This window comes from Synechococcus sp. W65.1 (assembly GCF_047461615.1).
Lineage (GTDB): Bacteria > Cyanobacteriota > Cyanobacteriia > Thermostichales > Thermostichaceae > Thermostichus.
Genome location: NZ_JANSHI010000007.1, coordinates 61,929 through 81,674 on the forward strand (window position 1 = coordinate 61,929; position 19,746 = coordinate 81,674).

At 60.1% G+C, this 19,746-nt stretch carries 27 protein-coding genes and 1 pseudogene; 22 read left to right on the forward strand and 6 right to left on the reverse strand.

The window, feature by feature from the left end; translation table 11 throughout:
* Positions 1–59 precede the first annotated feature (59 nt).
* Positions 60–956, forward strand: coding sequence for a diguanylate cyclase (locus NW806_RS05370; protein WP_414410308.1), 897 nt, complete (start codon positions 60–62; stop codon positions 954–956).
* Between the two features lie 3 nt (positions 957–959).
* Here the strand turns inward: NW806_RS05370 and gcvH are convergent, their stop codons facing one another.
* Positions 960–1,349, reverse strand: a complete 390-nt coding sequence (gcvH, locus tag NW806_RS05375; RefSeq protein ID WP_414394202.1) for a glycine cleavage system protein GcvH — start codon at positions 1,347–1,349, stop codon at positions 960–962.
* Positions 1,350–1,427: 78 nt separating this feature from the next.
* Positions 1,428–2,333, reverse strand: a complete 906-nt coding sequence (locus NW806_RS05380) for an alpha/beta fold hydrolase (RefSeq protein ID WP_414394204.1) — start codon at positions 2,331–2,333, stop codon at positions 1,428–1,430.
* Between the two features lie 128 nt (positions 2,334–2,461).
* Between NW806_RS05380 and NW806_RS05385 the strand changes: the two genes are divergently transcribed.
* Both NW806_RS05385 and NW806_RS05390 read left to right on the forward strand, forming a co-directional pair.
* Positions 2,462–3,394 (forward strand): NAD(P)H-dependent glycerol-3-phosphate dehydrogenase, encoded by a 933-nt coding sequence (locus tag NW806_RS05385; RefSeq protein ID WP_414410309.1) that lies wholly within the window; start codon positions 2,462–2,464, stop codon positions 3,392–3,394.
* A 216-nt stretch (positions 3,395–3,610) separates the two neighbouring features.
* Positions 3,611–3,976 (forward strand): response regulator, encoded by a 366-nt coding sequence (locus tag NW806_RS05390; protein WP_414410310.1) that lies wholly within the window; start codon positions 3,611–3,613, stop codon positions 3,974–3,976.
* A gap of 98 nt (positions 3,977–4,074) precedes the next feature.
* On the opposite strand, the gene NW806_RS05395 is transcribed toward NW806_RS05390, so the two are convergent.
* Together NW806_RS05395 and cobO are read right to left on the reverse strand one after the other, a co-directional pair.
* Entirely contained in the window at positions 4,075–5,451 is a 1,377-nt protein-coding gene (locus NW806_RS05395; RefSeq protein WP_414410311.1) for a cobyrinate a,c-diamide synthase, read from the reverse strand.
* Between the two features lie 11 nt (positions 5,452–5,462).
* Positions 5,463–6,128, reverse strand: coding sequence for a cob(I)yrinic acid a,c-diamide adenosyltransferase (gene cobO / locus NW806_RS05400; protein WP_414410312.1), 666 nt, complete (start codon positions 6,126–6,128; stop codon positions 5,463–5,465).
* A 308-nt stretch (positions 6,129–6,436) separates the two neighbouring features.
* On the opposite strand from cobO, the gene metK reads away from it, so the two are divergent.
* Positions 6,437–7,696: a methionine adenosyltransferase gene (gene metK, locus NW806_RS05405; protein WP_414410313.1), complete on the forward strand. Its 1,260-nt coding sequence runs from the start codon at positions 6,437–6,439 to the stop codon at positions 7,694–7,696.
* Here metK and NW806_RS05410 read toward each other — a convergent pair.
* Together NW806_RS05410 and NW806_RS05415 are read right to left on the reverse strand one after the other, a co-directional pair.
* Positions 7,676–8,236 carry a hypothetical protein gene (locus tag NW806_RS05410; RefSeq protein ID WP_414410314.1) on the reverse strand — a complete coding sequence of 187 codons (561 nt, stop codon included), beginning with the start codon at positions 8,234–8,236 and terminating at the stop codon, positions 7,676–7,678. The two genes, metK and NW806_RS05410, sit on opposite strands and share 21 nt — an antisense overlap.
* 126 nt (positions 8,237–8,362) lie before the next feature.
* The gene (locus NW806_RS05415; RefSeq protein WP_414410315.1) at positions 8,363–10,363 is read right to left on the reverse strand and encodes a hypothetical protein; all 2,001 of its coding nucleotides are present in this window, start codon (positions 10,361–10,363) and stop codon (positions 8,363–8,365) included.
* 380 nt (positions 10,364–10,743) lie between these two features.
* Here NW806_RS05415 and rplC point away from each other — a divergent pair, with 380 nt between their 5' ends.
* From rplC to rplO, 18 genes and pseudogenes are all read left to right on the forward strand, one after another.
* Positions 10,744–11,388, forward strand: coding sequence for a 50S ribosomal protein L3 (gene rplC / locus NW806_RS05420; protein WP_414410316.1), 645 nt, complete (start codon positions 10,744–10,746; stop codon positions 11,386–11,388).
* Between the two features lie 11 nt (positions 11,389–11,399).
* Positions 11,400–12,029, forward strand: a pseudogene (gene rplD, locus NW806_RS05425) (50S ribosomal protein L4); the annotation flags it as partial.
* 136 nt (positions 12,030–12,165) lie between these two features.
* Positions 12,166–12,465 carry a 50S ribosomal protein L23 gene (locus NW806_RS05430; protein WP_414359244.1) on the forward strand — a complete coding sequence of 100 codons (300 nt, stop codon included), beginning with the start codon at positions 12,166–12,168 and terminating at the stop codon, positions 12,463–12,465.
* A 16-nt stretch (positions 12,466–12,481) separates the two neighbouring features.
* Positions 12,482–13,366 (forward strand): 50S ribosomal protein L2, encoded by an 885-nt coding sequence (gene rplB / locus NW806_RS05435; RefSeq protein ID WP_414410317.1) that lies wholly within the window; start codon positions 12,482–12,484, stop codon positions 13,364–13,366.
* A 72-nt stretch (positions 13,367–13,438) separates the two neighbouring features.
* A complete protein-coding gene (gene rpsS / locus NW806_RS05440) occupies positions 13,439–13,720 on the forward strand; it encodes a 30S ribosomal protein S19 (RefSeq protein WP_414394222.1) in 282 nt (93 codons plus the stop codon).
* A 25-nt stretch (positions 13,721–13,745) separates the two neighbouring features.
* Positions 13,746–14,117 carry a 50S ribosomal protein L22 gene (gene rplV / locus NW806_RS05445; RefSeq protein ID WP_414410318.1) on the forward strand — a complete coding sequence of 124 codons (372 nt, stop codon included), beginning with the start codon at positions 13,746–13,748 and terminating at the stop codon, positions 14,115–14,117.
* Between the two features lie 32 nt (positions 14,118–14,149).
* The gene (rpsC, locus tag NW806_RS05450; protein ID WP_414410319.1) at positions 14,150–14,893 is read left to right on the forward strand and encodes a 30S ribosomal protein S3; all 744 of its coding nucleotides are present in this window, start codon (positions 14,150–14,152) and stop codon (positions 14,891–14,893) included.
* Positions 14,894–14,937: 44 nt separating this feature from the next.
* On the forward strand, positions 14,938–15,414 hold the full coding sequence (rplP, locus tag NW806_RS05455) for a 50S ribosomal protein L16 (protein ID WP_414404826.1): 477 nt from the start codon (positions 14,938–14,940) through the stop codon (positions 15,412–15,414).
* 15 nt (positions 15,415–15,429) lie between these two features.
* Complete coding sequence (gene rpmC / locus NW806_RS05460) at positions 15,430–15,666, forward strand: 50S ribosomal protein L29 (protein ID WP_414394229.1); 237 nt, start codon at positions 15,430–15,432, stop codon at positions 15,664–15,666.
* Positions 15,666–15,917, forward strand: a complete 252-nt coding sequence (gene rpsQ, locus NW806_RS05465; protein WP_414394231.1) for a 30S ribosomal protein S17 — start codon at positions 15,666–15,668, stop codon at positions 15,915–15,917. Before rpmC ends, rpsQ begins: the two co-directional genes overlap by 1 nt.
* The gene (gene rplN / locus NW806_RS05470; RefSeq protein ID WP_414404825.1) at positions 15,914–16,282 is read left to right on the forward strand and encodes a 50S ribosomal protein L14; all 369 of its coding nucleotides are present in this window, start codon (positions 15,914–15,916) and stop codon (positions 16,280–16,282) included. The genes rpsQ and rplN overlap by 4 nt, the downstream gene beginning before the upstream one ends.
* Positions 16,282–16,680 (forward strand): 50S ribosomal protein L24, encoded by a 399-nt coding sequence (gene rplX / locus NW806_RS05475; protein WP_414394234.1) that lies wholly within the window; start codon positions 16,282–16,284, stop codon positions 16,678–16,680. The genes rplN and rplX overlap by 1 nt, the downstream gene beginning before the upstream one ends.
* Positions 16,681–16,728: 48 nt before the next feature.
* Positions 16,729–17,271, forward strand: a complete 543-nt coding sequence (gene rplE, locus NW806_RS05480; RefSeq protein WP_414410320.1) for a 50S ribosomal protein L5 — start codon at positions 16,729–16,731, stop codon at positions 17,269–17,271.
* A gap of 55 nt (positions 17,272–17,326) precedes the next feature.
* Complete coding sequence (gene rpsH, locus NW806_RS05485; RefSeq protein ID WP_414394238.1) at positions 17,327–17,737, forward strand: 30S ribosomal protein S8; 411 nt, start codon at positions 17,327–17,329, stop codon at positions 17,735–17,737.
* Positions 17,738–17,762: 25 nt separating this feature from the next.
* Positions 17,763–18,308, forward strand: coding sequence for a 50S ribosomal protein L6 (gene rplF / locus NW806_RS05490; RefSeq protein ID WP_414410321.1), 546 nt, complete (start codon positions 17,763–17,765; stop codon positions 18,306–18,308).
* Between the two features lie 8 nt (positions 18,309–18,316).
* The gene (gene rplR, locus NW806_RS05495; protein WP_414394401.1) at positions 18,317–18,685 is read left to right on the forward strand and encodes a 50S ribosomal protein L18; all 369 of its coding nucleotides are present in this window, start codon (positions 18,317–18,319) and stop codon (positions 18,683–18,685) included.
* Positions 18,686–18,703: 18 nt separating this feature from the next.
* Complete coding sequence (rpsE, locus tag NW806_RS05500) at positions 18,704–19,240, forward strand: 30S ribosomal protein S5 (protein ID WP_414410322.1); 537 nt, start codon at positions 18,704–18,706, stop codon at positions 19,238–19,240.
* 9 nt (positions 19,241–19,249) lie between these two features.
* On the forward strand, positions 19,250–19,717 hold the full coding sequence (gene rplO, locus NW806_RS05505; protein ID WP_414394244.1) for a 50S ribosomal protein L15: 468 nt from the start codon (positions 19,250–19,252) through the stop codon (positions 19,715–19,717).
* The last annotated feature ends 29 nt before the right edge of the window (positions 19,718–19,746 follow it).

Genomic DNA, 19,746 nt, shown 5'->3' on the forward strand with positions numbered 1-19,746 from the left:
ATAATACCCGTCATAATACAGAAAAGGCATGTTAACTCAAGTAGGGGATCCCTACGCCTGTGGATACTTCTCCGGAAGAACCAACCACCCCCGTGCCCCTGGAAACCTACAGGCTGGAGGTGGAGAGGAAAGTAGTGGGCGCCTTTTTGACGGTGCTTCAGGGATCCAATAGGGGCAGGACTTTCCGCCTGGGGGAGACTGCAGTAGTGGGGCGCAGCCCCCAGGCCGACGTTCAGCTTTCCGACCACACCATCTCTCGGCTGCACTGCCGGCTGAGGAAGGAAGGGGAAAACTATGTCCTCATCGATCTCGGCAGCCTCAACGGCACCTATGTCAATGGGGAACGGGTAAATTGCCGGGTTTTGGCGGATAGGGATCGCATCCAGCTGGGGAATAGCCTCCTGCAGTTTGCCTATTATGACCGGCTGGAGGAGGCTTTCTTTTTCCAGGTCGCTGCCGCTGCTCTCTACGACCCGCTCACGGGGCTGCACAACCGTCGGTTTTTCCTAGAGCACCTGCAGAGGGAGATGGCCTTTGCCCGCCGCCATAGCTTTCCCCTCCACTTGCTTTACCTGGACTTGGACAACTTCAAGCTCATCAACGACCGCTGGGGGCATTTGGCCGGGGATCAAGCCCTGATCCAAGTAGCCCAACAACTGCAGGATCAGGTTCGCCGCGAGGATCTGCTGGCCCGGCTAGGGGGCGACGAATTTGTCCTCATGGTGCGCGGGGTTCCGGAAGCTCACATCCTGCAGTTGGCCAAGCGCCTGCGGCAGGCCATCCAATCCCTCCCTCTGCAGGTGGGAGCAGAAGTTATCCACCTCACCTGTAGCATTGGCGTCGCCTCTTTGCTCAGCCTTTCAGCAGAAACTTCCGTCCAAAGCTTTCTAGAGGCAGCCGACCAAGCCCTCTACCAAGCCAAAGTGCAGGGGGGCAACCGGGAAGTGTTGCTGTAGGGCTTAGGATCCCTCCACCAAGCTGGCGTAGGCCTCCGCGCTCATCGTGTCGTCAAGATCTTCCGGGTTGGTCATGCGCACCTTGATCAGCCAGCCATCTCCATAGGGATCGTCGGCAATGCTCTCTGGGCTGTCCACCACCGCTTTGTTTACCGCCACCACTTCCCCCGAGACAGGGGCATACAGATCCTCTACGGCCTTGACGGACTCCACCGAGCCAAAGCTCTCCCCCTTTTCAATTTCTGTCCCTTCCTCGGGCAGGCCGACGAAGACGATGTCCCCCAGCTGATCGACGGCATAGGCCGTGATCCCAATCACCGCAATGTCATCCTCAACCCGGATGTACTCGTGGGTGTCCACGTAGCGCAGATCGGGTGGGTACTCCAGGGCCATGCCACTTTCCCCGCTTAAATCCAGTGGACTATTCTAGGGCAATCCCTGAGGGCGGTAAAGCTCTCTCAGGCGGGAGGACTAGAGAAACTCTAGGAGCAGCCGATTCACAGTTTGGGGCGCCTCCTGCTGCGCCCAATGGCCGCACTCGGGGATGTACTCCTTGCGCAGGCCGTTGGGGAAGAAGGGATCCATTCCCTCGGTCAGCTCGCGGCTAAGGGCAAAGTCTTCTTCTCCCCAGATGAGCAGGGTGGGGGCGAAGATCGGACGCAGGGGCTGCAAAAACAGGTTCTGCAGAGTGGGCAGGCTAAACAGGTGGCGGTAGTAGTTGAGGGCAGAGGTGAGCACCTTGGGCTTGGCAAGGGCCTCTTGGTAAACCTTTAGGTCGTGGCGGGTGAAGGCGCTTTTGCGCACCGAGGTCTCTTGAAAAATGCGCCGCACCCACTCCTCGAGGTTCCACTGCAACACCCACTCTGGCAGCCAGGGCAACTGGAAGAAAAACAGGTACCAACTGCGGCGCATCTGGTCCAAATTGGTCAGGAACTCCCGGCGAAAGCAAGCGGGGTGAGGAGAGTTGAGCACGGCCAGCTTGCGGATCTCCTGGGGAAAAAGTTGCGCCCAGTGCCAAGCAATAGCCCCTCCCCAGTCGTGGGCCACCACCACCGCGCTTTTGGCCCCAAAATGGGCTAGCAGGCCGCGGACATCCTCGGTGAGGGTGTCCAGGTCGTAGCCGTAATCCGGTTTGTCAGAGTCGTTGTAGCCGCGCAGGTCAGGTGCCACGACGCGAAACCGCTGCGCCAACACCGGGATCTGGTGCCGCCAGGAATACCAAAACTCTGGGAAACCATGTAACAAGATTGCCAGCTCCCCTTCCCCCTGGGTGACATAGTGCAGTTGAATGCCATTGGTCAGGGCATAGCCGTGCCGCCAGCTCCCCATCCGGGCAGCCACCTCAGCAGGAAGGCGTTGGATCCCTGCTTCTGCCATGGTCTCTGCTCTTAGGCCAAACCTCTAGTTGGTATCCAACCATACTAACGTTCTTTCTCTGGCGGGGGCTTTTTCAGAGGCTAGAGCAAGCGGCATTCTGGGAAAGAAGCTGCGGCTGGAACGGTTGGATGAAAGCTTCTACACCATCCCCCCAGAGGATTGCCCTTCTAGGGGCGGGGGCCTGGGGAAGTACCCTGGCTCTGTTAGCCCAGGCTCGGGGCCACTGGGTGCAGGTTTGGGATCGGCGCAAAGGCTGGGATCTCAAAGAGGTAGTCCGGGGATCGGACATCATTATTTCGGCAGTCTCCATGGCCGGCGTGCGCCCCGTGGTCGAGGCCGTGCGCCAGGTGGGGATCCCCCCCCGAGCCATTCTGGTCTCGGCCACCAAGGGGTTGGATCCCCTGCAGCTCTTGACACCAGCCCAGATCTGGGCAGCCACTTTCCCTACTCATCCGTTGGTGGTGCTTTCCGGGCCAAACCTGGCCGCTGAGATCCGCCAGGGTTTGCCAGCAGCTGCAGTGGTGGCCAGCCGCAATCCCGAGGCGGCAGTGCAAGTGCAGCATGCCCTTGCCTCCGAGCGCTTTCGCCTCTACACCAGCAGCGATCCCCTAGGAGTGGAGCTAGGGGGCATTCTCAAGAACGTTATTGCCATTGCTGTGGGGGTGTGTGACGCGCTGCAACTGGGCACCAATGCTCGGGCTGCCCTGGTTACCCGCGGCTTGGCCGAGATGATCCGGGTGGGATCCCGCCTAGGGGCGCGGCCTGAGACCTTCAACGGCCTCTCAGGGCTAGGGGATCTCCTAGCCACCTGCCACAGTCCTTTAAGCCGCAACTACCGTGTAGGCTACGGCTTGGGCCAGGGCAAACCTCTGGGCCAGGTGTTGGCCGAGATCGAGGGAACCGCCGAGGGGGTTTACACTGCTCCCGTGGTAGTTCAGATTGCCGCCCAGCACGGCATCCAGGTGCCCATCACCCAGGAGGTGCATTGGCTGCTGCAAGGGCAGACCACCCCCGCTGCCGCTCTTTCCCGCCTGATGGAGCGACAACTCACCTCGGAATGAGCTCCTCTCCCTGAGGGGAAAGAGAGCTTGAGCTACCTGGAATAACCGCAAGTCTTCCCAGAATGAGCCATTTGGCGGAGTTTTTCTCTCCGAAGTTTCCCTATACTGCCTCTGTAGCCCTCCTAACTGCTCTCGCATCAACCTGGATTTCAGAGGTTCGGGGAAGCCAGAGCTTGGCTTGAGCGGTGTGTGTCTCCTGCTTTTTCACAACCTCCCATGGCTAAACGCATCTTGGTGATCGAGGATGATCCCTCTATCCGCACCTACCTGCAGAAAGTGTTGCGGCAAGCTGGGTACGATACGTTGGCAGCTAGAGACGGGGAAGAAGGGCTGCAGATGGTGCGCGCCCTCCTGCCAGACTTGGTGCTGTGCGATGTAGTCATGCCCAAGCTCAACGGCTATGCCGTGCTGGATGCTGTGCGATGGGATCAGGCCACAGCCCACATCCCCTTTGTCTTTCTCTCCTCCAAAGCTTCTCGAGAAGCTGTGGAACAAGGGCTACAACTTGGTTCCAACGCCTACCTCACCAAGCCTATTGATCAAAACCACCTCCTGAAGGCAATTGCCGCCCACCTAACTTAAACTGTTGCTAGCAGCCTCGTCCCCACTGCTTCCCCCTAGCAACAGGAGGGAGCACAGCTAATTCCTCTCCCCAGCCTCCCTGACAGGGAAAAACCTCTCTACAACGGGGGATCAAGAGCGTTTCTAGCCACCCTCAAAAAATTCTGGAGTAGCCGCGCTGCGAGGTCGGGACGGGATCCCCAGTGGAGATGCAGGTAGGAAGCATGCAAGCGCTCATTGGCCCAGCCTTCCTGCTGAGGCGGGGATCCCCAAGCGTAAACTGGGCTTGGGCAGGGGGGGCTGCTGCGGGAGCGGTGAAACTCGTGTCCCCGCAGGCAATCCCCAGCCGGTGCCAGGAGGGTGGGGCGTAGGACGGTAGCCTCGCGATAGCCCAGGTACAGCCGCTCGCCCATGTCCACGCTGATGGGCAATAGGCCAGCCATGGGGTAGGTCTTCCCGTCCCAATCGGTGAGGGACTTTCCCAGTACCATCAAGCCGCCGCATTCGGCATAGAGGGGGGGGTGGATGGGTGGCGGAGTTTGCTGGGCTATTTTTTCAGAGAGGGCTGCGGCAAACAGTTCTGGAAACCCGCCCCCCAAGAGCAGGCCATCGCAGGGATCCGGCGGCCACAGCCCTACCTCCAGGGGGGAGTACTCCAATAGCTCTGCCCCCCAAGCCCGCAGGAGATCTAAGTTGTCGGCGTAGTAGAAGTTAAAGGCGGCATCGCGGGCCACTGCCACCCGCACGGGCGTTGCAAGGGGGCAGATCCCTGGCCAGAGCTCCCCCACTGCCGACGGCAGGGAGCGGATTAGGGGCAGAAGCTGATCCCAATCTAGGTGTTGCTCCGCCAGCTCAGCCCAGGCCTCCTGCCAGCGGGAGAAGCCAGCCAGTTCTGAGACGGGTACCAGCCCTAGGTAGCGGCTGGGCAGGCGCAAGTCCTCGCGGCGGGGGAATTGCCCCAAAACTGGGATCCCCACGGCTGCTGCTGCCTGCTGTAACATCTGGCCATGGCGCTCTGAGGCCACCCGGTTGAAGATGACGCCGGCAATAGCCAGGCGGGGATCGAAGTGGCTTAGGCCGTAGAGCAGGGCGGCCGCCGTCGTTCCCATGCCGCTGCTGTCGATGACCAGCACCACCGGGATCCCCAGCAGGCGAGCCACATGGGCGCTGCTAGCCCAGGAAGGCTCTGTCCCGCCGGGCAGGGATCCGGGCCCTCGCCCATCGAAGAGGCCCATCGCGCCTTCTACAATCGCCCCATCTTTGTCCTGGCAGTGGTAGCGAAAGCAGCGCTGCACAAAGTCCTCGTCGGTTAAAAAGGGATCCAAATTGCGCGAGGGGATCCCGGCCACTGCCGTGTGGAACAGGGGATCGATGTAATCGGGCCCCACCTTAAAGGGCTGGATGCGCAGGCCCCGCCGCTGGAGCGCAGCCAACAGGGCTAACGTGACGGTGGTCTTGCCACTGCCGCTTGCCGCTGCTGCCAGCAGGATCGCCATTTGTCCAAGGGCTAGAACTCGATACCCATTTGGGCTTTGATCCCTTGGTCGCGAAAGGGATGCTTGACCAAGGCCATTTCCGTTACCAGGTCAGCTTGCTCAATTAGCCCTGCCGGCGCACCTCGCCCAGTGAGGATCACATGCACCCGTTCAGGTTTTTCGGCTAGGCCAGCCAGCACTTGCTCCAGCGAGAGATATCCCAGCTGAAGGGCAACGTTGATCTCATCCAAAACCACCAGGTGGTACTCGCCGCTGCCAAATAGCTCCCGCCCCTTTTCCCAGGCTGCCTGGGCGCAGGCAATGTCCCGCTCGCGATCCTGGGTCTCCCAGGTAAAGCCTTCCCCCATGGCATAAAAGGCAACTTTTCCCAGCCCCAGTTCGGGATGGGCAGCCAACTTGCGCAACAGTTTGGCTTCGCCTGGATCCCAGGCCCCTTTGATGAACTGCACCACCCCCACCGATAAGCCCTGGCCGAGGGCGCGCAAGACAGTACCAAAAGCCGCCGTGCTTTTGCCCTTGCCCTGACCTGTATAGACGATAACTAAGCCTTTGTTGTCCCGCATGCCTGCCAGGCGTTGCCGCTGGATTTGCTGGCGGCGCTGCATTCTTTGGCGGTGCTGCCAGTTGCGCTCGGCTTCCAGTTCCGGGTTGGGGGCGGTTGGAAAAGGGTGGGTCATGGTTGCAGCGGCAAGGACTTGTAGGAGCACTCTAGCAGGCCAGACTCCGAATTCGGCTTCCGGTTTTCTAGATTTTCCGAGAGCTGCCGCTGTTGGATTAGGATTTGGACAGAGCTGGGGGGATCCCTCCGGGCGGCGCTTTTTTATTAGGGGTGCTCTTCCCCAGGGCCGCAAAAATGGCGAGCGGCTGAAGCAGATCCTCACTGGCTGAGGGGGGTATATTAGTAAGGCTGGGCATGCCTTGCTGCAGATGAACCCAGAGGCGGGTTCTGCCAGCGTGGGTGGGTTTCGTCTTGAGGAGAGGTTCCTTGTCTAAGTCATTCCTGTTTTCTTCCGAGTCGGTGACGGAAGGGCATCCCGACAAAATCTGCGATCAGATCTCCGATGCTGTTGTGGATGCCCTTTTGACAGCAGACCCCTCCAGCCGGGTGGCGGCAGAGGTAGTGGTGAGCACGGGCATGGTGATCCTCACGGGGGAGATCACCTCGAAGGCGCATGTCAACTTCACGCGCTTGGTGCGGGACAAGCTGACCGAAATTGGCTATACCGATGCCGAGAATGGCTTCTCTGCAGACAGCTGCGCGGTGCTAGTAGCCTTCGATGAGCAATCTCCCGATATTGCCCAAGGGGTGAGCAGGTCACTGGAAAGTCGCACCGTCTGGGAAGATGAATTCGACCTGCTGGGAGCTGGCGATCAGGGCTTGATGTTTGGTTTTGCCTGCAACGAGACCCCCGAGCTGATGCCCCTGCCCATCAGCTTGGCTCACCGCCTCAGCCGCCAGTTGGCTACGGTTCGCAAGAACGGTACCCTGCCTTATCTTCGCCCTGACGGCAAGACCCAGGTAACGGTAGCCTATGAGGGGGGGCGTCCAGTGGGCATCCACACCCTGCTCATCTCCACCCAGCACACGCCAACCATCGGCGACATTACGGAAGAGACGGCAGTGCAAGAGCGCATCCGCGCCGATCTCTGGGAGGCGGTGGTAAAGCCTGTGTTTGCCGAGCTGCCCATCAAACCTGACAGCAATACCCGCTTCCTCACCAACCCCACCGGCAAATTCGTCATCGGCGGCCCCCAGGGGGATGCCGGCCTGACAGGGCGCAAGATTATCGTCGATACCTATGGGGGCTATGCCCGCCATGGGGGTGGCGCTTTCTCCGGCAAGGATCCCACCAAAGTGGATCGCAGCGCGGCCTACGCCGCCCGCTATGTTGCCAAAAACATCGTGGCTGCCGGCCTGGCCCAGAAATGCGAGGTACAGGTCAGCTACGCTATTGGAGTGGCTCGGCCCATCAACCTGTTGGTGGAAACCTTTGGCACAGGGCGCATCCCTGACGAAGAGCTGCTGCGGCTGGTGCAGCGCCACTTCGACCTGCGGCCAGCAGCTATTCTGGCCCACTTTCAACTGCAGGAGCTACCCCGGCAGCGAGGGGGACGCTTCTACCAAAATGTAGCCGTCTACGGCCACTTCGGGCAAACCCATCTGGACCTGCCTTGGGAGCGCACCGACAAAGCCGACCTGCTGCGCGAGGAAGCTCTCTCCAGCTCAAGTGTCGCCCTGCCCTGAGCAAGAGGGGGAAACCTGAGGTTCTTCCAGGGAAGCAGGAGCAGGAGAGTCGACAGGCTGGAGCTCCAGGGTAACCGAGAGCTCTGACTCGCAGGCAAGGGAGGCGGGCTGCAGCTCCCGGAGCAGGTGGCGGAGCTTGGGGGGAAGGTCCTGCAGCTCTGCTAACAACAGCTCAAGGGAAATGGCAGCTTCCTCCGCAAAGCGGGATCCCTTGCCAGAGGAGGCTGAAAGAGGTGAAGGAGGTCGGACAAGGAAGCTGGCGGCAGTTGGACTCAAGGAGCGGATCAGCTCTTCTTGTTCTCGCCACAGGGATCGGCTCATTTCCGGGGGAAAGGTGAGGTGGGGAGCACCGCGGCGCTGCCAGAGGCGGAGGATCTGTTCTACGGACGTGGCCTTGTAGCGGCCTTGGTAGAGGGCCTCCAGCAAAGCGGCTGGGATCCAAGGGCTTGGGAACTGCCTGCTCCAGCGATCTACCCACCTCTGGCTTGTCTGACCCTGCAGCTCGAATCCGTAGCGCTCCAAAAAGGTGGCGGAATCCATCGGCCGCTCCTAGCGCCAGGAAACTCACCCCAAAGCTAACCCAAAAGCAGTGAGGAAGTGCTCGAACTACCCCCGTCTGTCCCCTGCTACCCAGCCGCAGGTCAGCCACCTGACCCAGTCCCGCCCCTAAGAGCAAGCCGTACCTTTTGCCGCCTTCAACACCAGCAAGTCTAAGGTGCCGGTGTTCTCTTCGCCGCGGTAGTTAAAAGTGGAGCGCACCAGCCACAGGCCCTGCCGTGCTCGGCAGCAGAGGTTGAGCAGGGTGCGAGCTAGGACTTGCTGGCGTGCCTCTCGATCCCGAGCCGCATCGAAAACTCCCCCATCCCATTCCGGTGTCAGCACACGGCTGTTGTAGAGCCCGCGCCAGAGGGAGGGGGACCAGCTGGGGTTGGTGATGTCAAACCAAAACTGGTAGTCGGCCTCCAAGCCGCGATGGATGTAGGCGGCTGGCGTGGCTACCACCAGGTAGCGGGAGTAGTCGGGCTCAAAGCGGCTGTTGCTAGGGGTTTGTCCCGAGCGAATCATGGCCAAAAAGGCAGGATCCCCTGCTGTAGGAAAGGCGCGGCGAAATCGCTGGGCTGCATCCGTTAGCAACTGCAGCAGCTCTTGATCCTGAGGGGAAGCAGTGACCAGGTGCTCGGCAAAGAAGCGCTGGAAGAAAGCTGCCAAGGAAGGCCCAGGCCGGTAGCTGCGCAGCCAATCCAACAGCTTCTGGTAGCGCTCCAAGTTGGCAAAGCCCACCCGCTCTGGCTGCCGCACGGCGGTTTTGGGCCGTAGGGAACGTCCCACCAGATCCAGGGTATCTTCAGCCAACAGCGTTGCTCGAATGGGATCCAGATCCAACACGCTGCTGAGCAGCAGCCGCCAGGCTGGCAAGGTGGGAAATGCTCCCCAGTGGGGATGGGCCACTTCTGCTGCCGTCAGGAGAGCCCGCACCAGGGGGTAGCGGATGAGAGCGGGGAAGGGAGCAATGGGCAAAACCTCCGGCAACTGCTCCTGGAGGCTTAGGCTTATCCCGGCATCCATGCGAGGCAGCAGGACGGCGATGCGAGAGGGAGGGATCCCTGCTGCCAAAAGTTGTCGGATTTGGGCAACCATAGCCTCTAGGGCCGCAAGGGGGGTTTCTCCCTCCAGCACTTCCACCCTCGGCAGCCTCCCTGCCGGTGGTTCTGGCAGCCGAGAGGAAAGCTGGGGAGCCACAGCCCGCGCTATCTGCAGCCCCAAGCGGACCAGGCCGGCTGCGCTACAGGAGCTGGCTTCTGGGAACCGAACCTGCGTGTTTTCCAGGAGAAAGCAGGCTACTGCCTCCGGGATTGCCGTCAAAGAGATCCCGCCGCCGAGGGTGTAGCTGAAGAATTGGCTCTGCAGGTGGGCTTGCCCCTGGCGGTAAAACTCCAGCGCCACCCCGCAACTGTCTTCCGCCTGGTCCACGATGAGGTGATCCCACTCCTGCCAAAACTCCGCCAAGGGCAGGATGTGCTCCTGAAACAGACGAATTTGCAGGCCAAAATCCAGCGCTCCCAACTGCAGCCCCGCCTGCCATAGTCGCTCTACACAGCAGCCCAGCGCTCCCAGGGCCTCTGCCCGGGCCGGATCCCTGTTCTCCGGCCAAGCTGCTGCTAGCCGGGATCCCACCGCCTCTGCCGTCAAGCCAGAAGCTCCGGCAATATAGGCAGCGCTGCTAACTTGATCCCAAATCTGGAACTCGTCCAGCCCAATATTCGCAAAGACCTCCCCATGCCGCGGGCACAACGCACAGACTCGCCCACAGAGAAACTGAGTGAGATCCTTAGCCAGAAGCACAGGCTCAAACGAACACGGCAACTGGGGAACGCGAGCGCATACCTGCGGCCAATACTCAGCCAAAGCGCGCCCCACCCGCTGCAAAAACGTCTCAACCCGCCACGGGCCCACCAAACCCGAGCTGAGCGCCTGCAGGCGCCGCAGCACCTCCGCCCTCTGCCGCCGGCTGCGCACCAAAAACAAGATCCGCGCCGGATTGGCCCCGGCCTGCAGCAAATGCCAGTAGCGATCCACACAAGCCTGGGTCAGCCCACTGCGCGCCCACCCCATCACGCTCTGAAACTCTCTGTCTCCCAGCGTGGCTTTCCCAGGTGCTGAACCCATTTTTTAGCAAAACCTAGACAAGCAGCCTGTCACCTCATTATGATGTAGTACTGTTGTCAATTGAATCCGCCCGCAGCAACAACGGTTCTCGGCAACTTAGCGTGCTGCTAGCGCAGATACTGCCTCTTTGCAGGCAAGTCTGAGCAGCCCCTAGAAGCAGTTTGGCGTCAAGGTCATCAGGCAAAAAGGGCAGCGCTATTGGCGCTGCGGGAGCGTTGGGGTACAGGCGCTCCCTCTCTACGGCTTTTTTGCCTGGGCAGGCAGTCTTCGCTATCCTAGGTTTTCTGCCGCCGCGCCTACTGCCTGGATTTGGCTTAGGGAACCGGTTGCAAGCTGTGAAAGCAACAAAGCAAGCCGCGCAGGCTTGAGAGGAGGTTTCTGTGGCGCTTGGCATCCTTGGAAGAAAAGTTGGCATGACCCAGATCTTCTCTCCGGAAGGGTTGGCCATTCCCGTGACCGTCGTGCAGGCCGGGCCTTGCACCGTAACCCAAATTAAAACCCAAGCCACGGACGGCTACAACGCGGTGCAGTTGGGCTACTGGCCCACCATAGAGAAGCACCTGACGCGAGCCCAGCGCGGCCACTTGCGCAAAGCGGGAGTGACGGAGCTGCTGCGTTACCTGCGCGAGTTTCGGGTCGACCAGCCAGAAGCCTACCAATTGGGGCAGAAGATCACTGTTGAGATCTTCTCTCCTGGTCAGTTACTGGACGTGGCTGGCACCTCTATCGGGCGGGGGTTTGCCGGCTACCAGAAGCGGCACCACTTTGGCCGGGGCCCCATGTCCCACGGCTCCAAGAACCACCGCCGGCCGGGTTCCATTGGCGCTGGCACGAGGCCTGGCCGCGTGTTTCCAGGACTGCGTATGGCTGGCCGGATGGGCGGTCGCCGCGTCACGATCCGCAAGCTGGAGTTGGTGAAGGTGGATCCGGAGCGGAATCTCTTGGTAATCAAAGGCTCAGTCCCCGGCGTGGAGGGAGGGCTACTGGAGATCACCCCTGCCAAACAGGTGGGCAAGAGACTCTAGCGGAGGGAGCCATGGCAAGTTGTGTGGTGAAGAATTGGCAAGGGGAAACCGTGGGCAGCGCGGAGCTGAGCTTCAAGGTGGCTCGCCCCGAGACGGCTAGTCACGTTCTCTACCTAGCTTTGCGCCGTCAGATGACCAACGCCCGCCAGGGCAATGCCCACACCAAAACGCGGGCTGAAGTGCGCGGCGGAGGGCGCAAGCCGTGGCGGCAAAAAGGCACCGGGCGGGCTCGCGCTGGCTCCATCCGCTCTCCTCTTTGGCGCAAGGGTGGGGTAGTCTTTGGCCCCCGCAAGCGGGAGTACAACCTGGCCATGAATCGCAAAGAGCGCCAGCTAGCGCTGCGCACTGCTCTGCAAGGCCGGGTGGAAGACCTAATCGTGGTGGAGGATTTCCAGGATCAGCTTAACCCGCCCAAGACCCGCGTTATGGCCCAAGCTCTGCTGCGCTGGGGAGTGAGGGAGGATCAATCGGCTCTGCTGATTGTTGCCGAGCGCTCGGAAATGGTGGAGCGAGCTGTGCGCAACATTGCCCGCGTCAAGCTCATTGGGCTAGATCAGCTCAACGTCTTCGATCTGCTCAAGGTCGATCGGGTGCTAATCACCACCTCTGCCCTAGAGAAACTCAAAGCCCGCTGGGGATCTAGCGCAGCAGCCGCCGCTCCAGACCAAGCCAATCCTCTTGAGGATCAGGCTCAGGTCGCAGAGCAAGAAGCTCAGCCAGTTGAACAAGAAGAGCCGTAGAAGAAGCCGAAAGCCGCAGGGGAAAAGGAGGAGGACGATGACGGAGAGCAAGCGAATTCTGGCTGATGTCCTGTTGCGCCCCGTTATTACCGAGAAGACGACGGCTTTGATGGAGCAGCGCAAATACGTCTTTGAAGTGATGCCCAACGCCACCAAGCCGCTCATCCGGGCCGCTGTTGAGGAAATGTTTGGAGTACGGGTTACTTCCGTCAACACCCTGAAGCTGCCCCGTAAGCAGCGGCGGGTAGGTCGTTTTGTCGGCTACCGCAGCCGTCCCAAGCGAGCGGTGGTAACTTTGGCCGAAGGCGATTCCATCGTCCTCTTCCCTGAAACCTAACCCTTCTGGTTGAGCCATGGGCATTCGCACGTTCCGACCCTACACCCCCAGCGCCCGCCACATGACAGTCTCCAACTTTGAGGAGCTGTCGCGGGATGAAAACGGCAAGCGACCTCGACCGGAGAAGTCGCTGCTGCAATTTATCCACCGCAAAAAAGGCCGCAACAACCGCGGCGTTATCACCTGCCGTCACCGGGGCGGCGGCCACAAGCGGCTCTACCGCATCATCGACTTCCGCCGCGACAAACGCGGGATCCCGGCCACCGTCAAGACCATCGAGTACGATCCCAACCGCAGCGCCCGCATCTGCTTGGTGGAGTACGCCGATGGCGAGAAGCGCTACATCCTTGCCCCTCGCCACATCCAGGTGGGAGCCACGATCATGGCTGGGCCTGAAGCTCCCTTCGAGGTGGGCAACGCCATGCCCCTGGAGCGGATCCCCCTGGGGACGGTGGTCCACAACGTCGAGCTCTATCCCGGCCGCGGCGGACAACTTGTTCGCGCTGCCGGAACTGGCGCCCAGGTGGTAGCCAAGGAAGGCAAGTACGTCTCCCTAAAGCTGCCCTCGGGCGAGGTTCGCATGATTCGAGGGGAATGCTATGCCACCATCGGTCAAGTAGGCAATGTGGACCACAACAACATCAGCCTCGGCAAGGCGGGACGCAGCCGTTGGCTGGGTCGCCGTCCCCACGTGCGGGGCTCAGCAATGAACCCTGTGGATCACCCCCACGGCGGTGGGGAAGGAAAAGCCCCCATTGGCCGCAGTACTCCCGTTACCCCCTGGGGTGAGCCTACCCTGGGGCACAAAACCCGCAAGCGCAACAAGCCCAGCAACAAGTTTATCGTGCGCGGTCGCCGTCGGGGTGGGCATCGGGACAAGGGCGGGGTGGCGGTGCAGTAGCAGCCAGGCCAGCCACCTGCTGCCTACCGAATTGCTTGAGCTTGAACCAAGTTGTTAGAGGGGGAAACTCCTATGGGACGTTCTCTTAAAAAAGGTCCGTTTGTAGATGCCAAGCTGCTTCGCAAAATCGAGAAGCTCAACGAGCGCAATGAGAAGCAAATGATCAAAACTTGGTCGCGGGCCAGCACTATCCTCCCTGTGATGATTGGTCACACCATTGCCGTTTACAACGGCAAGCAGCATGTGCCCATCTACATCACTGACCAGATGGTGGGTCACAAGCTGGGGGAGTTTGTCCCCACCCGCACCTTCCGCGGCCACGCCGGCAGCGACAAGAAAGCTGCCCGCTCTTGAATTCAGCAAGGAAGAGGAGAACGCCATGGCCGATCCTTCCCCTGAAGTTAAAGCGGTAGCCCGTTACGTTCGCATGTCTCCCTACAAGGTGCGGCGCGTCCTCAACCAAATCCGGGGGCGCACCTATGCCGATGCCTTAATTCTGCTGGAGTTCATGCCTTACGCTGCCTGCGAGCCGGTGCGCAAGGTGCTGCGCTCAGCGGTAGCCAATGCCGAACACAACAACGGCCTGGATCCCCGCAATCTTGTCATCAGCAAAGCCTACGCTGACCAGGGGCCGACGCTGAAGCGGTATCGCCCCCGCGCCCAGGGCCGGGCCTACCCAATCTGCAAGCGCACCTGCCACATCACCATTGCTGTCCGGCCTCTAGAAGCTAAGGCGGAGACGGCTCCCTAAATTTCCCGACCTCTACCCTTTAACCGCGTACCATGGGCCAGAAGATCCACCCTTTCGGCTTGCGCCTCGGCATTATCAAGGAACACCGCAGCCGCTGGTTTGCCGACCCAGCTCACTACCCAGCCCTGCTGCAGGAGGACGATTTCATCCGCACCTATACAACCAAGAAGCTGAGCAACGCTGGTCTAGCTGACATTCAGATTGAGCGCAAAGCCGATCAGATTGACCTGGAAATCCGAGCTGCACGACCGGGTGTCGTGGTCGGCCGTGGGGGGTCCGGCCTTGAAGAGCTGCGCCAGGGCTTGCAAAAAGAGCTAAGCCTGCGCGGCAGCCCCAATAGAACCATCCGCATCAATGTAGTCGAGGTTACCCGTCCTGATGCGGAGGCAACGTTGTTGGCGGAAAACATTGCCCAGCAGTTGGAGCGGCGGATTGCCTTTCGTCGCATTGTCCGCCAGGTTATCCAACGAGCCCAGCGGGCTGGCGTGCAAGGGATCAAGGTTCAAGTTGCCGGGCGGCTAAACGGTGCTGAGATTGCTCGCAGCGAGTGGACGCGGGAAGGCCGGATCCCTCTGCAGACTCTGCGGGCAGACATTGACTATGCCGAGCGCGTTGCTCAGACCACCTATGGCGTCATTGGGGTCAAGGTCTGGGTCTTCAAAGGAGAAATCCTTCCTGGCCAAGAAAGCCTCGAACCCAAAGTTTCCTTGCAGCCGGCCAAGCGTCGGCAGCAACGGCGGCGGCCTACCTTTGAAGACCGCTCAGCCAAGGCCTGAGGGCCAAGAGCGGAACCCCTACTGCAGTTACTCAAGGAGCGGCCATGTTAAGCCCCAAACGAACCAAATACCGCAAGCAGCAGCGTGGGCGCATGAAGGGCAAGGCAACCCGTGGCAACCGCATCAGCTTTGGGGAATATGGCCTTGTGGCCCTAGAGCCCGCTTGGATTACCGCACGACAGATCGAGGCCAGCCGTCGGGTTATGAGCCGCTACGTTCGGCGGGGAGGCCAGATCTGGATCCGCATCTTTCCCGACAAGCCCGTTACCCGGAAGCCTGCCGAAACCCGCATGGGATCCGGCAAAGGCAACCCCGAGTACTGGGTTTGCGTCGTCAAGCCAGGCCGCGTCCTCTTTGAAATGGGGGGAGTTCCTGAAGCAACAGCCCGGGAGGCCATGCGCCTGGCCGCTCACAAGCTTCCCATCAAAGTTAAGTTTGTAACCAAAGCTGACTTTGAGAAGCCAGAACCTGCTCAGGAAGCAACTGCAGAATCTCCGGAAGTAGCAGCTAGCGCTAGCTAGAGGAGGAAAGTTACCATGCCCATGCCCAAAATTGCCGATGCACGCGCCCTATCAGACGAAGAATTGGCCCAAGAGATCTACGCCGTCAAAAAAGAGCTGTTCGAGTTGCGTCTGCAGCAAGCCACACGGCAGCTTACTCAACCCCACCTCATTCGCCTGCGCAAGCACAAGCTAGCTCAACTGCTGACCGTGGAGGCAGAGCGCAAACGTGGCAAATCCTTGCCCTCAACTCAGGTCAAGAAGGAGGAGTAATGCCTGCTCGCGAAAAGATTGGCGTTGTTGTCAGCAACAAGATGCAAAAGACGGTGGTTGTTGCCGTAGAAAACCGGGTTGCCCACCCAAAGTACGGCAAAATCGTCGTCAAAACCAAAAAGTTTAAAGCCCACGACGAGGAAAACCGCTGTCAAGAAGGGGATCTGGTGCGCATCGTCGAAACCCGTCCCCTCAGCCGTACCAAACGCTGGCGGGTGGTTGAGATCCTACGGGAGATGAAGAAGCTATGATTCAACAGCAAACCATGCTCACGGTAGCCGACAACACCGGCGCCCGCAAGCTCATGTGCATCCGCGTCCTGGGCAGCAGCGGCCGTCGCTATGCCAGCCTGGGCGATGTGATTGTTGGTGTTGTTAAAGAGGCTCTGCCCAACATGCCAGTTAAAAAATCCGATGTGGTCAGGGCCGTTGTCATCCGCACGGTGGACACGGTGCGCCGCCCTGATGGTACCTGCATCCGCTTTGACGACAACGCTGCCGTGATCATCAACAACGATGGCAACCCCCGGGGAACCCGCGTCTTTGGCCCTGTAGCCCGCGAGCTACGGGAGAAAAACTTTACCAAGATCATCTCGCTTGCGCCGGAGGTCCTGTAATGGTTCGCCCTCTTAAGCCCAGCCAAATCCGACGACTTCTCCGCCAACCTGGCGTTCGCAAGCACCGCAACAGTCTGCGCTATAAGATGCGCATCAAAAAAGGGGACTTCGTCCAGGTAATTTCGGGTGACGACAAAGGCAAAGTCGGCGAGGTGTTGCGGGTCTTTCCTGAACGCAACATGGTTTTGGTGGAAGGAGTTAACATCGTTACCTACCACCGCAAGCCCCAACGGGAAGGCGAAAAGGGCCGGATTGAGACCAAAGAAGCCCCCATCCACGCCTGCAAGGTGATGCTTTATTCCAAAAAGCACGAGGTTGCCAGCCGGGTCGGCTACCAAATTACCGCTGATGGCCGCAAAGTCCGCGTTCTCAAGAAAACCGGCGAGATCCTTGACTAGAGATTTCGAGAGCTCTGACCCAGCCCAGAGCAGGAAGGAGAACTTACCATGCCCCAACGTCTGCAAGTCCTCTACCACACGGTCATCGTTCCCAAGCTGCAAAAGGAGTTGGGCTACACCAACATCCACCAAGTGCCTCGCTTGGAGAAAATTGTCATCAACCGCGGCTTGGGAGAGGCCTCCCAAAATGCCAAGGCCCTGGAATCTTCCATTGCGGAAATTAGCGCCATTACTGGTCAACGCCCTGTAATTACCCGCGCCAAGAAGGCCATTGCCAGTTTTAAGATCCGCAAGGGCATGCCCGTTGGCCTGATGGTAACCCTGCGGCGGGAGCGGATGTATGCGTTCTTGGATCGCCTCATCAACCTGGCTTTGCCCCGCATTCGCGACTTCCGCGGCGTCAACCCCAAATCCTTTGACGGGCGCGGCAACTACACCCTCGGAATTCGCGAGCAACTGATCTTTCCCGAAGTCAACTACGACGCCGTTGACCAGATTCGAGGCATGGACATCTGCATTGTCACCACCGCTAGGACCGACGAAGAGGGCCGTGCCCTGCTTAGGGAGTTTGGCATGCCCTTTGCTTCTTAGGCTTACCCCTACCCACAATTCCCTCAACTATCTTCCCAGGAGCACTAACCCACCCATGGCCCACACCAACGACACGATTGCCGACATGCTCACCCGCATTCGCAATGCCACTATGGCTCGGCACGAATCGGTGGCGGTCCCGGCCACGCGCATGACCCGCAGCATTGCCCGCGTTCTCCACGAGGAAGGTTTTGTCAGCAGCTGGAAGGAGGAGGGAGAAGGGATCCAAGCGCGGATTGTGCTGCAGTTGAAGTACAAAGGCAAAGGCAAAGACCGCCGACCCATCATCAATGGCCTCAAGCGGGTAAGCCGGCCTGGCCTGCGGGTTTACTGCGGCCATAAAGAACTGCCCCGGGTGCTGGGAGGAATTGGAATTGCCATCATCTCCACCTCCAGCGGCATTATGACCGACCGGGAGGCTCGCAAGCGGGGCATCGGCGGCGAAGTGCTCTGCTACGTCTATTAAGGTTTCTCTGGTCAGGAGTGCCTCCATGTCTCGTATTGGCAGACGCCCCATTCCCCTTCCCCCCAAGGTTGAGGTTCACATCGAGGGTCAACAGATCTCGGTCAAAGGCCCGAAGGGGCAGCTACTGCGCACCTTGCCTCCCTTGATTGCCGTGCGTCAAGAAGACCAAAGACTCCTAGTCAGTCGGGTCAACGAGTCTCGTCCGGCCCGCCAGCTGCACGGCCTCTGCCGCACCTTGATTGCCAACATGGTCGATGGAGTATCCAAGGGATTTGAGCGCAGGCTGGAACTGGTGGGCGTGGGATACCGAGCTTCCACGCAGGGCAACAAGTTGATCCTAAACGTCGGCTACAGCCACCCCCTGGAGATCCCTTTCCCGCCCGGGATCCAAATTTCGGTAGAAGGCAACAACGTCATCGTGGTCTCGGGCATCGACAAAGAACTGGTGGGCAATACAGCAGCCCGCATTCGAGCTGTGCGTCCGCCCGAGCCCTACAAGGGCAAAGGGATCCGCTACCTCGGGGAACAAATCCGTCTCAAAGCAGGTAAGTCCGGCAAAGGGAAGAAATAGCCATGAAAATAAAAGCCAACCGCAAACTCACAACCCAACGCCGCCATCGCCGCATTCGCCGCAAGATTTCCGGTACTCCCGAGCGGCCCCGTTTGGCTGTGTTTCGATCCCACCGCCACATCTATGCTCAGGTGATCGACGATGTAGCCCAACGTACTCTGGTTTCTGCCTCCACCCTGGACAGAGAGCTGCGGGGAGCGTTCCAAGGGGTTGGCACAGCCACCCGAGAGGCTGCTGCAATTGTGGGGCGCGCGGTTGCTCAGCGAGCCCTCCAGGCAGGCATTTCTCGAGTCGTTTTCGACCGCGGCGGCAAGCTCTACCACGGACGGGTTCGGGCCCTGGCAGAAGCTGCCCGAGAAGCAGGCCTACAGTTCTAGTTTCTGAGAAAACGGCATATGGCTGAGCAAAAAGAACCTCGCAGAAGCAAAAAGAGCCGCGAAGAACAAACCGGCGAGTGGCAGGAGCGGGTTATCCAGATCCGACGCGTCTCCAAAGTGGTCAAGGGCGGCAAAAAGCTGAGCTTCCGCGCGGTGGTTGTAGTGGGCAACGAGCGTGGACAGGTGGGGGTTGGCGTGGGCAAAGCCAACGATGTGCTCGGAGCAGTGCGCAAGGGAGTAGTAGACGGCAAAAAGCACTTGATTGAGGTGCCCCTGACCAAGGGCTTGTCGGTACCCCACCCCATGCGAGGCTCTGGCGGTGCGGCTACCGTGTTGGTGATGCCGGCAGCTCCTGGCACAGGGATCATTGCTGGGGGGGCGGTGCGCGCCGTTCTAGAACTGGCAGGGGTGCGCAATGCCTTGGCCAAGCAGCTAGGCTCCAGAAACCCTCTCAACAACGCCCGTGCCACCATTGACGCCCTGCGGCGGATGCGCACCTTTGAACAGGTAGCTGAAGATAGAGGGATCGACGTGCGCCGCCTGTTTAGTCAGTAGGAGGTTAGTATGCGACTGGAAGATATTCGCCCCCAACCAGGCTCGAAGCGGCGGCGGCGGCGGCTGGGCCGTGGTATTGCTGCTGGTCAGGGAGGTTCCTGCGGCAGGGGAATGCGAGGCCAAAAAGCCCGCAGCGGAGGAGGCCCTCGACCAGGCTTTGAGGGAGGTCAGACACCCCTCTACCGGCGGTTGCCCAAGCTCAAGCATTTCCCCCGCTACGTACGTCGCCCGCAGTACACCCTGGTTAACCTGCGCGCTCTGGCAACCCTGCCTGCTGGCAGCGAGGTGACTCTAGAAAGCCTAATGGAGTTGGGGATCGTGACCACCAACGACGGCCCGCTGAAGATCTTAGGGGACGGGGAAGTGCGCGTGCCCCTGACCATCCGGGCTGCTGCCATTACTGCCTCGGCCAAAGCCAAAGTGGAGGCTGCCGGAGGCCGAGTGGAGATTGTGGGATCCCGGCCCGCTCGCTCCTAGGTTGGCGGCAATTTTGGTTTTGCCGACTT

Excerpts from the sequence above, each read along its gene's own strand:
- rplP (WP_414404826.1), top strand. The coding sequence starts at position 14,938 with ATGTTAAGCCCCAAACGAACCAAATACCGCAAGCAGCAGCGTGGGCGC.
- rplN (WP_414404825.1), top strand. The coding sequence starts at position 15,914 with ATGATTCAACAGCAAACCATGCTCACGGTAGCCGACAACACCGGCGCC.
- rpsH (WP_414394238.1), top strand. The coding sequence starts at position 17,327 with ATGGCCCACACCAACGACACGATTGCCGACATGCTCACCCGCATTCGC.
- NW806_RS05385 (WP_414410309.1), top strand. The coding sequence starts at position 2,462 with ATGAAAGCTTCTACACCATCCCCCCAGAGGATTGCCCTTCTAGGGGCG.
- NW806_RS05415 (WP_414410315.1), bottom strand. The coding sequence starts at position 10,363 with ATGGGTTCAGCACCTGGGAAAGCCACGCTGGGAGACAGAGAGTTTCAG.
- rpsC (WP_414410319.1), top strand. The coding sequence starts at position 14,150 with ATGGGCCAGAAGATCCACCCTTTCGGCTTGCGCCTCGGCATTATCAAG.
- rpsE (WP_414410322.1), top strand. The coding sequence starts at position 18,704 with ATGGCTGAGCAAAAAGAACCTCGCAGAAGCAAAAAGAGCCGCGAAGAA.
- rplB (WP_414410317.1), top strand. The coding sequence starts at position 12,482 with ATGGGCATTCGCACGTTCCGACCCTACACCCCCAGCGCCCGCCACATG.
- NW806_RS05390 (WP_414410310.1), top strand. The coding sequence starts at position 3,611 with ATGGCTAAACGCATCTTGGTGATCGAGGATGATCCCTCTATCCGCACC.
- rplV (WP_414410318.1), top strand. The coding sequence starts at position 13,746 with ATGGCCGATCCTTCCCCTGAAGTTAAAGCGGTAGCCCGTTACGTTCGC.
- gcvH (WP_414394202.1), bottom strand. The coding sequence starts at position 1,349 with ATGGCCCTGGAGTACCCACCCGATCTGCGCTACGTGGACACCCACGAG.
- rplE (WP_414410320.1), top strand. The coding sequence starts at position 16,729 with ATGCCCCAACGTCTGCAAGTCCTCTACCACACGGTCATCGTTCCCAAG.
- rplX (WP_414394234.1), top strand. The coding sequence starts at position 16,282 with ATGGTTCGCCCTCTTAAGCCCAGCCAAATCCGACGACTTCTCCGCCAA.
- NW806_RS05410 (WP_414410314.1), bottom strand. The coding sequence starts at position 8,236 with ATGGATTCCGCCACCTTTTTGGAGCGCTACGGATTCGAGCTGCAGGGT.
- NW806_RS05395 (WP_414410311.1), bottom strand. The coding sequence starts at position 5,451 with ATGGCGATCCTGCTGGCAGCAGCGGCAAGCGGCAGTGGCAAGACCACC.
- rplF (WP_414410321.1), top strand. The coding sequence starts at position 17,763 with ATGTCTCGTATTGGCAGACGCCCCATTCCCCTTCCCCCCAAGGTTGAG.
- rplO (WP_414394244.1), top strand. The coding sequence starts at position 19,250 with ATGCGACTGGAAGATATTCGCCCCCAACCAGGCTCGAAGCGGCGGCGG.
- NW806_RS05380 (WP_414394204.1), bottom strand. The coding sequence starts at position 2,333 with ATGGCAGAAGCAGGGATCCAACGCCTTCCTGCTGAGGTGGCTGCCCGG.
- NW806_RS05430 (WP_414359244.1), top strand. The coding sequence starts at position 12,166 with ATGACGGAGAGCAAGCGAATTCTGGCTGATGTCCTGTTGCGCCCCGTT.
- rpsQ (WP_414394231.1), top strand. The coding sequence starts at position 15,666 with ATGCCTGCTCGCGAAAAGATTGGCGTTGTTGTCAGCAACAAGATGCAA.
- cobO (WP_414410312.1), bottom strand. The coding sequence starts at position 6,128 with ATGACCCACCCTTTTCCAACCGCCCCCAACCCGGAACTGGAAGCCGAG.
- rpsS (WP_414394222.1), top strand. The coding sequence starts at position 13,439 with ATGGGACGTTCTCTTAAAAAAGGTCCGTTTGTAGATGCCAAGCTGCTT.
- rpmC (WP_414394229.1), top strand. The coding sequence starts at position 15,430 with ATGCCCATGCCCAAAATTGCCGATGCACGCGCCCTATCAGACGAAGAA.